An 11,212-nucleotide genomic window follows, 5' to 3' on the forward strand; every position below is an offset into this window, starting at 1 on the left:
ACCGTTATAATTGATCATCCATGCAGCTGCATTGGGATCATAATAAGAAAACTTATCTCCCAAAGTATTAGGCGAGAGATTGTAGAGTGTAAAACCAGGCTTTGTAACCGGAGTTGACCAATACGTTAAATCATAACGGCGTACAGAAGTTGCTCTTTTGTATACAATATCTCCTGTGTTTACTGCATTTGTAGTCTGTACTAAACTTGAGTTATTCTCAAAAATTAACTGGCCGTTTGTGGTAACCGAATTAGTAATGGTCAGAGTCACTCCGCTTGGAATTGTAACAACCGCACCAGAATTAACTATTAATGAACATCCTGATACATTTGGAGTACTTATTGTAAATGGTTGACTAGCCGTTGAAGCAATAATAATAGTTTTTGTTCCGTCTGGATTACCATTTGACCAGCCTGAACCATTCCAAGTTGTTGTTGAAGTTTGGTTTACTATATTAACTGATACTACTGGACTTGAAGTACAGCTTGCAGCATTTGTAACCGTAAAATCATAATTTCCTGCTACTAATCCTGTAATATTGCGAGAACTTCCAGTGTCAGTAATTGTTTGTGATGCTGTTCCCGTTTGCTTAATTGTCCAAGTTCCAGATGGAAGATTTGTTAATGTAACGCTTCCTGAACTAGTACAAGTAAAATCACTATTTTTTGTTAGTGTTGGAGTAGTTGGAAGTGGATTTACAGTAACCGTCCATGTTCCAGTTGATAAGGTTGGCGTAGTATTACATGTCCCGTCATTTGCAAATCTTCTGTAAACTGTAGTAGCTGTTAATCCTATTGGTGGTGTATATGTTGCAGAATTTGAACTTGCAATATCAACTCCGTTTGCCTGCCATTTGTATGTTATCATATTATCTCCTCCACTTGCTGCAGTAGTACTTCCAATTTGAGAAGGAGTTCCTCCAGAACAAATTGTTTCCCCTGTGGTATTAATTGCTCCAGATGTAAATTGAGGGCGAATGACAAGACTAAAAGTATTACCCATAGACACACAACCATTTGCATTTTTTACAGTTATTGTTCCTGTGTACGTGCCATCTGTAGCTGTAGATGGAATTACAATAGAAATAGGGGTTGCTGTAAGTGAAGCATCTGTAACTGGAGAAAAACTATTTAATGGCGTAGAATTCCACGTTATATTATATGTTGTTGGCACTCCAGTTGTTCCTGTATATACTAATGAAGTACTTGTTGCGCCAAAACAAATTGTTGAAGCTGTTGCTGCTGAAGCTATTGTTGGCAAAGGGTTAACTTTTATCAACACAGCGGCAGAAGTATTTGGACAAGTACCTCCAGAAGTTACTACTCTTCTAAACCAAGTATTTACAGTTACAGAATTAATTGGAGTATAATTTTGTAAATTATTTGTTCCGGGTGCAGCAGTAAAACCAGCAGTAGCACTTGTCGTACTGATCTGCCATAAATAAGTATAAGTTCCACTTCCTGTTGGGATTGTACCTGTAATAGTTCCTGGCACTGTACCAGAGCATACCGGAGAAGAATAAGCCGCTGAACCATAATAATTTTTGACAGTTCCAACACATGGATCATCAAAATTTGCATTATTAGCTAAAAATGTTATTGTCCCTGTGTTACCTAAAAGTTGTCCTTCTACAAAAGATTGACTTTTTGTTGCAGAATGACAGGTATAATTAATTGCAAAATTGCCACAAGAACCTGTTGGTGATCCATAACTTGAGAAACTTACTGTATTGAAATATGTTCCTGTAGGAGCGGTAAAACTAGATGTACCATTTTCAGGAGTAGTTACACAAACTGTTCCGGAAGTACCATTTGTAAAATTTATGACGTTGTTTCCAATTCCAACAGTTATAGTTCCACTCGTTGTAGCTGCTGTACATGAATTTCCTGTCGTAGTTATATTATAAGGGAACACACCACTAACGGTTGGTGTTCCGCTTATTGTTAAAGTATTTCCTGAAACTGAGCTAGTAACTCCAGCCGGCAAACCAGTAACGTTTGCTCCTGTTGCTCCACCGCCCAATGTCATTGTGATATCCGTCATCGCACTGTTTTGGCAAACACTTCTATTTCCGCCTGCAGTTAATGTATGGACTGGATTAACTGTTACTGTTGCGGAACCCAAAAGTAAATTTGAGCAAGTTGGAGCAGATTGATAAGCTACATTTACCAAATTATAAGCAAATACCCCAGAGCTTGTTGTCGGAACAGCAATATTTACTGTGGAACTTGCCGCTAAATTTACAGTAGCATTTGATCCTCCATTAATGTTATAAGTGATAGTAACAGGTAAAGGTTGTGGATTTGTTAAAGTGATGTTTGGAGAACTTGCATTTTGACAAATTGTTGCATTCCCACTAATTGTTGCTACTGGCGATACTGTTGAAGTTGAAACAACTCCAGAAGAAGCACTTGTGCTATTTCTACATTTATTATAAGCTCTTAATCTATAATAGTAAAGTGTATTGTTGCTTAATCCAGTAACATTGTATGATGTCACTAATCCAACATCTAAATTATTATAACCTGGAACCATTGCTGTAAAGCTATTATTTGTAGAAACATCCAAATAATAACCTGAAGCTGAGCCTACCACAGTCCAATTAGCAGTAAACTGTGAGCAAAATATATTAGTCGCTGTTGAAAGAACTGGAATAGTGGGATTTACATTTTGACTTGTTATAACAGCAATTGATTCTGTACTGTAAATACATGACGACGCATTTGCTGCTGTTCCCGTAATATTTCTCCTATAATAAACTATTGATGTTGCAGTTGGGTTTGTTGATGGTACTGTATAATTCTCTCCATTTGCACTACTAATATCTGTCCAATTCAGATTATCTGGAGATGATTGCCATTGAAACTTAATTGATGGATTGATATTCGATCCTTGATAAGTAATGGCTGAACCATCTAGCACTGAATTACTGCCAGCACAACGATAAACAGGACCTGAAGTATTTATAATATTAACAGAATTCATCGTGCTTTCGGCTGGATAAATGCTAAAATCTGTCACATTTGCTTCATCTTTATCATAGTAATCCAGTACTAACTGACTATTACCATTTAAATAAACCAATATATTTGTATAATCTGTTGCACCTTGTTGGATCCATGCATCAAAAACCTTAACACCGTCTACAGAAAGTTTTACTCCGTCATCTCCCCTTACTTGAACAAAATAGCAACCTTGTGGCAAAGTCGATCGCATTTTATAGCGTACAGCAAATGTCTCAGCATAAAATGTTTGATTAGTACCTCCTGCAACAAAAGCAAAAGATGGCGTATTTCCTCCACCGTAATTTTGAGAAAATGAAGTTGTACTTCCAACAATGTTATTTGCTTGTGTGAAAGCCCCTAAGTAACTAGAATTAGTAAAGGCATTTGTCTCTGATAGAGGTGTTACGCTAACAGTATCAGAGAAATCATAAACATGAGCAATCCATGAATTATTTCCTTCCCTATCCTGAAGCTCTACATTACTACCTCCTGTATAAGTTACAGTAATGGTAGAGTTATTCCCTGTTGTCGATGTACAGTTAGAATTATTATTAATTCTAATAAATAATGTTCCCGTAAATCCAGCTAGCCAATTGGTAGAAGTCGCATTTCCATTATTTGAACCTGCCAAAGCACTGCCCACATTTACAGCTGTATTAGTTTGGTTAAAAAATGTAATTCGCTTTATAAAAGATTGGTTTGATGAAGCGGTAATTGTATAAGTTAATCCTTGAATTACATTAACTGCTACATATCTACCCATTGGCACATTTGTAAAAGTAACAGTACCAACGTTTGTACCTGCAACAGCTTCTCTATTGTAAATTATAGATTGAGTAGTTCCAAATTGCGTACTTCCGAAAGGACATTGTGCATAACTAATAAAAGAAATAAGAAATAAAAACGAGTAAAGTAGTTTTCTCATCATATAACAGTAGGTATTTGTTTTAAATTTGTTTTTGGTTTGCTTAAGCAAAAAGGGCATTCTTTCAAAAAAAAGTAAATGTCTTTTGGTATTTTAGTGAAATCTAAAATGTTAAAATCCTGACTTTTATCAGAAATCAAAATGTTAAAATTTCCGTACAAAAATATTTAAATTAGCCTAATCCACAAGGTTATAATTTATTTCTTTTCAGAATATATTAACAAATTTTAGAATTATTTTATAACTAATTGACAATTATTACATTTAAACGTTAAAAAGAATGAAAAACCCGACGAAGTGTACTTTTACTATCAAAGAAGCTTTACAAAAACTAGAGCATTTTTGTGCTTATCAAGAACGTTGTCATGATGAAGTTGTTGCTAAATTGTACAGCTTAAAAATGACTTCTGATGAAGTTAACAGTATTGTCGTACAATTAATTGAAGGAGACTTTCTTAATGAAACTCGTTTTGCCTGCAGCTTTGCGCGTGGTAAGCACCGTATTAAACATTGGGGAAAGATTAGAATTACAAACGAATTGAAAGCAAGACATATTTCGTCAACAAATATCACATTGGCTTTGAAGGAAATTTCTCCAGAAGAATATTTTGAAACTTTTGAAAATCTAGCCGAAAGATCTTGGAATAATATATCAGAACGTAATCTTTTAAAAAAACGCAAAAAATTTTGTGATTATATGCTTCGAAGAGGATATGAAAGTAATTTGGTTTACGAAAAAGTAAAAGAATTGGAAGAAAATTAGAATGGTCTTTCCCTCTAACAAATGATTTTTTCAACTATTTCAAAATCACTTCTCTTGCACAAAAATTGTATTAAATTCCTTATTTAACACAAAATAACTTTTGGTTGTAAAATATTCCGTTTTTGCGGATTTTATGCCAAACCTGACGTTTTTCAGTCTAAAATCTCAAAAAACGACCTCAAAAAACGTTAAATTTTACGATTATTCTTATATTTTTTTTTGCTGTTTTATAAGAAATCCCGCCAGTTGTTATTTTTTAATATGTATTTCGTCGACTTTTTTAACAATTCATCGAATATATATAGGTTATCAAAACCGTCCTGATTTGGAGCACGTAGATGTATATATCTTTGCGACGCATAAAACTCCTATGCCAGCATAACAAACTGATAGAAAACATTTAACATGAAAAAAACTTTACTTTTATTTTTATTGTTGCCTTTTTTAGGGTTTGCTCAATTAAGCGGCGATTATATTATCAGCTCAACAAATAGTAATCCCAACTTTAGAACACTTGCGCTTGCGGTTGCTCAGATTAATTCTGTTGGAGTTTCTGGTCCTGTTAAATTTTTACTAGATGAGGATCAAACCTTAACCTCATTACTTTCAATTAATCAGTTTAATACAACTACCACTAATACATTAACAATTAAACCAAACGCAGGAAAGACTATAACTATTAATGCTAATATGCCTAATTCCTCAACTGGTGTACCAGCGGTTTTTAGATTTAATGGAGCCAGCAACATAATAATTGATGGTAGTAATTCGACCTTAAATACAAAAAATTTAACTTTAATAAATAACGACAATCTAAGTTATACTGCAAGAGCGATAATTTGGATTGCTAGTAATGGTGCTACAGGTTCTACTAATATTACAATTAAAAACAGCAATTTTAGATTTTCTACTCGTAATCAGCAATTAAACCTTTTGAGCGGAGTTTATTCGGGAAGTAACGCGATTGGCGGCAATAATACTATTGATGTCCAGACAAATAATGGGGCTAATTCAAATATTTCCATTGTAAACAATGACATGTTTAATGTGAAAGATGGAATTAACGTTAATGGAAGCAGTACTGCCGCAAATTCTCCTTCAGGGTGGAAAATACAAGGAAACAAAATTGGAAGTACAGTTACTGCCGAAAAACCAGTTAGAGCTATCTATTTATCTTATGCTTTAAATTATGAAATTTCCGGCAATACAATATCTGGAATTAGAAATACTGAAAATCAAGGCAATGACGGGGCTGCAGTTATTCTTTTAGGTACAAGCTCAGGGACAATTTCTGGAAATATAATTAATAACATAATTAATGAAGTACATAATAATTCTTATTTTACAGCAGGAATTTTAAGTAGATCAAGCGGAGCCAATAGCATTATAAACAACATAATAAGTAATGTTTACAACACTACTACAGATTCAAATAATGGAAATTTCTATAACAAAGGAAACAGTATTCATATTGCAAGTGGAAGTTCTACAAATATTTACTACAATACCATTATAGGAAGTGGTGCTCCAACTGGCACTGCATATGCTTCATGTTTATATATATCAGGTGGATCAGGCATAAACATTAAGAGCAATATTTTTGTTAATACTCAGTCTAATAAACAATATGCCATTTTCAATAATGGAGGAACTTTGGGGCAAATTAGTAATAATGATTACTATGTTACAAATGCAACAAATAAATTTCTAAATAGAATAAACGGAACTGAATATCCAGGAACAGGAACAACTGTACCTACTAACTGGAATACAGCAGTTTCAGACTCTAATTCTAAAATAATTTTACCAACGTTTGTTTCAAGTACCGATTATCACTTACAAGATGTTACTGTTAATAACGATCTTACTGGGATTGCAATTTCAGGAGTTACAACTGACATTGATGGTGACGCAAGGGTAAAACCTTATATGGGTGCTGATGAAATTTTAAAGTGTATACCAACTGGTGATCAAACAACTTTTGGCAATGAGTCTTGGATTGGATATGTTTACAAATGGACAGGAAATACTGCTCCAAATCCAGCAACTCCAACTACTACACCAGACACAAGCATAGCAACTTACATTGGAACAGTAACAGAAAATAAAAATTTTGATAGAAATGTTGCAGAAGGGGCCGTTAGTGGTGTTACAACTAATATCTCTTGTGAAACAGCACCAGCTGACAGGTTTTTTGTTCGATATAAAATGACTGCAAATATTACTGAAGCTGGTAGCTATAACTTCATGCTTGGAAGTGATGACGGTATTAGACTTTATATAGATGGAACAAAAGTTTTGGAACGATGGAATCAGCATAGTTATACTGTAGATTCTGTTTTACAAAATTTGACTGCTGGCACACATCAATTTGTTCTTGAATATTTTGAATTTGATGGTTCATCTAGAGCTGCTATATCATTTGGTTTAATAAAAGGAGACCCAACAGTTTATGGAGATAAAGTTTGGAATGTTTACGGTTACGTTAAAAATGATCTAAACCTTGCAAATACAGTGTATGCAGGAAATTATGTAGATCCAAACTTAAACGTTGACTCAAAAACTTACTGGGGTGTTACAAAATCGCCTTCTGCAGCAACAATTTGGCAGGGAGCACCAATGCCAGATGATAATTTTACAGTTTCATTTAAACGCCGCGGTTTTCCTTGTGGTCAATATCAAATACAACTTGTAAATTCTGATGATGCAACTCAAATATATATTGATGGTAATTTAGTATTTACTCAGTCTGGATATACCAATACTGCTACTATAATTAATAATCCAACTACTTATGCATTAAATAGTAATTCTCGTGTAGAAATTCGTTTAAGAGAAGATGGTGGAAATGCTAATGTTGCTGTAAATTTCCTAAGAGTAACTACACCCTACAACGGAACAGGTACTCCTGCAACGAACAGTTCAATAGTTATCAATTCAAACACAACATTAAGTTCAGATGTTACAGTTTGTTCTTGTACTGTCAACCCAAATTATACTTTAACAGTCCCAAAAGATATTACGTTAACAGTTGATGAAGATATAACCGTAGGAACGGGAGGAAAAATACTTGTACAAGATGGTGGGTCATTGCTTCAAACCAGCACAAGTAAAACTATGTTTACAGGAAATACTACCGCTTTTGAAATGCAGAGAAAAATTAATGCTCGTCGTTACGACTTAACTTATTGGTCAACACCTGTAAATAATCCAAGCTTTACCTTACATGATTTATCACCAGACACATTAGGAGATAAATATTCTTATTATGACCCTATCGCCGGGTGGACTATTAATTATAATGGAACAATGGTTATGGAGCCTGGAAAAGGATATAATGTAAGAGCACCGCAGTATTATGACATTGACACGCCCTCAGATTTTACAGCAAAATTCTTCGGAACACCTAACAATGGGGACGTTTCAGTTACTGTTACAAGTGGAAAATGGAATCTTATAGGAAATCCATATCCATCAGCTGTAGATGCAAAACAATTTATTTCAAACAATAATACAGGAGCCTTATATTTCTGGACTCATCAGACACCACCTGCGAAAATAAACGGAAGTAACTCTTATTCATATGGTAGTGCCGATTTTGCAGCATTTACTATGCTGGGAGGAACGAGAGCAGCTTCAGGAGGTGTTGAGCCATCTGGATATATAGCCGCTGGGCAGTCATTTTTTGCAAAACCAAGTGTGAGCTCAGTTACATTTAAAAACAATTATAGAATTAACGCAAAGAATACACAATTTTTTAAAACAAATGCTAAATCAAGCTCAAATGAGCAAAATCGTCTATGGTTAAATTTGAGCAATACTGCAGATGCATTTAAACAATTATTAATTGGATACGCAGAAGGAGCTACAAATAGCATAGATACTAACTTTGATGCTGTAACTATTGCTGGAAATACATTTGTAGATTTTTACAGTATTAATGAATCTAAAAAACTAACAGTTCAAGGTAGAGCATTACCGTTTGATAATTCAGATATAGTTCCTCTTGGTTATAAAACCACAGTTGCAACAAATTTCACAATTTCAATTGATCATGCAGATGGATTATTTGACGATCAGGCAGTTTACTTAGAAGATAAAACTACCGGAACTATAACAGACTTGCGTAAATCGAATTATTCTTTTGATTCTGCTATAGGAACTTTTACAGACCGTTTTGTGCTTCGTTATACTTCTAAAACTTTAGGAACAGATGATTTTGAAAATTCAGAAAGCGGGGTTTTAGTTTCTGTACAATCAAAAGTTATAAAAGTAAATTCTACTACTGAAAATATAAAAGAAGTACAGATTTATAATATTGGAGGTCAATTAATTTATACTAAAAACAAAATTGATTTGAATGAATTCCAGATATCAAATTTACAGTCTGGCAATCAAGTTTTATTAGCTAAAGTTATTTTAGATAATGACCATACAGTCACGAAAAAGATAATTTTTAATTAATGAGATTATACTCATAACAAAATCCGACACCTAATCAATGTCGGATTTTTGCGTGTTAGAAAATTTATATAAAATATTTAAAAGCATACCCAAAAAGCCCATTATCAACCAATCTTAACCACAAATTTCATGAGCACAAAAAAGCAATTGAATTTCCGTTCTTTATCATTAAAAAAAACAATTATTTTCTTTTTTCTGATATCATTAAAAATTACAAGCCAAAGTAATACAATAACCAGAATTCATACTGACTGGAATAAGACAGGAACTGGTTACTGGACATCAAATGCAGCCACAGGCGTAGGAAATCGTCCTGACAATGTCAATAATTTATTAGCATTTGAATGGAGAGGCCAAACTTTCTCGACAGGTGTAGAGGATAATAAATTAAACACAAATTCTGTTTCTTATAATGCGCAAAACTTTAGAGCTTTAAAAATTCAAACTTTAGGAGCAAACACAAGCACCTATTTTTTACAAGGATCGATGATAGATGGCTCAGCAACGGGAACCACCTTAATTCCAGCATTAGCAGGAGCTGTATCAACTGGAAGCGAAAGGGCTTCAAGACTTACAGATGGCAAGAATGGATTAAGCTTAGGAACTGGAATCGCCAACATTCCAAATGGTACTGCGGAATTTAAAATCGGAACAAACAATTTAAATTTAGTAGGCATAAATGACAATATTCCAGATTTACTCGTTACCCAAGTTGCCGAACCAGGAGGAACAGGAACTGAAGATATATTTAAATTTGTTGATGCAGCAGGAAACACTGTAGGTAATCAAATATCCGTTAGTTTTAATTCTGTTTCGGTTATTGGAACTTACAGTTTAGATTTATTTAGAGCGACAGATGGCGTAACGGCTTTTACACCAGCAGCTACAAGAGACATTAGAATGCTGGGAATCGAGACTAGTTCTTTTGGCATCACTTCTGCAAATGCGGCTCAGGTTGATCGTTTTGTAGTAGTTTTTTCAGGAAGCTCAGATTGTGCTTTTATAGCTTTCAATACAAAATCTTTAAAAATTGCAGATTTGAGTATGATTAAAAAAGCAACATTATCATCATGTGGTAAAGCAGGCGACGTCATCACTTACAATTTTGATATAAAAAACACAGGACAAGTTCCAATTACAAATATCAGTGTTTCTGACCCGATGCCTGGAATGGTGTTTTCAAGTAATCTAATTTCTTCTTTAGCTGTCGATCAAACAGCAACAATAACGGCAACTTACACAGTTACACCAGCAGATGTTGCTGCAGGAAGAATTGTTAATTCTGCTACAGTTACAGGAACTGATCCATCTTTAAATACTGTCACAGATATTTCTGGAGATGATTACAACAATAATAATGCAACAATTACCATCCTGCTTGCACCTCCAACAATTAGTGCGGTACATCCTGTTACCTGTGCAAGCTTAGGAAGTATTGATTTAACAAATTTACCTGCTTCAGGAACTTGGCAGATTACACAGACAGGAACTGCTTCTGCTACTTATAGTGGCACTGGATCTACGTTTACTGTACCAAATTTAGCAGTGGGCTCCTATTCTTTTAGAGTAAATACTGGAAGCTGTAATTCCCCAGCGACATCTAATATAAATGTCGGAGAAGATTCTTCAACAACATGGAATGGGTCGAGCTGGTCAACAGGACTTCCAGGTCTAAATAGGAGAGCCATAATTGCTTCAACAACTCCAAATCAGCCATTTACAACCAACACCACTATTTGTTCCTTAATTGTCAATTCAGGAGCTTTTGTAACTATTCCGAGTGGAGTAACTTTAACTGTAAATAGTAGTGTAACTGTAAATGGGAGTTTGACTTTTGAGAATAATTCTAGTTTATTACAAACAACAAATGCAGTAAATACAGGAGATATTGTATACAAAAGAGCAACTTCTGTACGCCGATATGATTTAACGTATTGGTCAACTCCGGTTACAAAACCTGGTTTTACACTTTATAATCTTTCGCCGGATACTTTGGGAGATAAGTTTTCTTATTATGATCCCAATGCAGCTGCATGGATGATCAATTATAACGGG

Annotated in this window: 2 protein-coding genes and 2 pseudogenes; 3 read left to right on the plus strand and 1 reads right to left on the minus strand. The window is 34.5% G+C overall.

Annotated features, from left to right (window positions below):
• A pseudogene (locus tag EDB96_RS20950) lies at positions 1–3,933 on the minus strand (hypothetical protein); the annotation flags it as partial.
• Between the two features lie 277 nt (positions 3,934–4,210).
• Between EDB96_RS20950 and EDB96_RS20955 the strand changes: the two are divergent.
• From EDB96_RS20955 to EDB96_RS20965, 3 genes and pseudogenes are all read left to right on the plus strand, one after another.
• Complete coding sequence (locus tag EDB96_RS20955; protein ID WP_134142919.1) at positions 4,211–4,693, plus strand: regulatory protein RecX; 483 nt, start codon at positions 4,211–4,213, stop codon at positions 4,691–4,693.
• 405 nt (positions 4,694–5,098) lie between these two features.
• The gene (locus EDB96_RS20960) at positions 5,099–9,157 is read left to right on the plus strand and encodes a T9SS sorting signal type C domain-containing protein (protein ID WP_134142920.1); all 4,059 of its coding nucleotides are present in this window, start codon (positions 5,099–5,101) and stop codon (positions 9,155–9,157) included.
• Between the two features lie 129 nt (positions 9,158–9,286).
• Positions 9,287–11,212 (plus strand): annotated as a pseudogene (locus EDB96_RS20965) (DUF11 domain-containing protein); the annotation flags it as partial.

This window comes from Flavobacterium sp. S87F.05.LMB.W.Kidney.N (assembly GCF_004366435.1).
Lineage (GTDB): Bacteria > Bacteroidota > Bacteroidia > Flavobacteriales > Flavobacteriaceae > Flavobacterium.

Bases quoted from the DNA above. Each gene is read 5' to 3' on its own strand.
- EDB96_RS20955 (WP_134142919.1), top strand. From the start codon at position 4,211: ATGAAAAACCCGACGAAGTGTACTTTTACTATCAAAGAAGCTTTACAA.
- EDB96_RS20960 (WP_134142920.1), top strand. From the start codon at position 5,099: ATGAAAAAAACTTTACTTTTATTTTTATTGTTGCCTTTTTTAGGGTTT.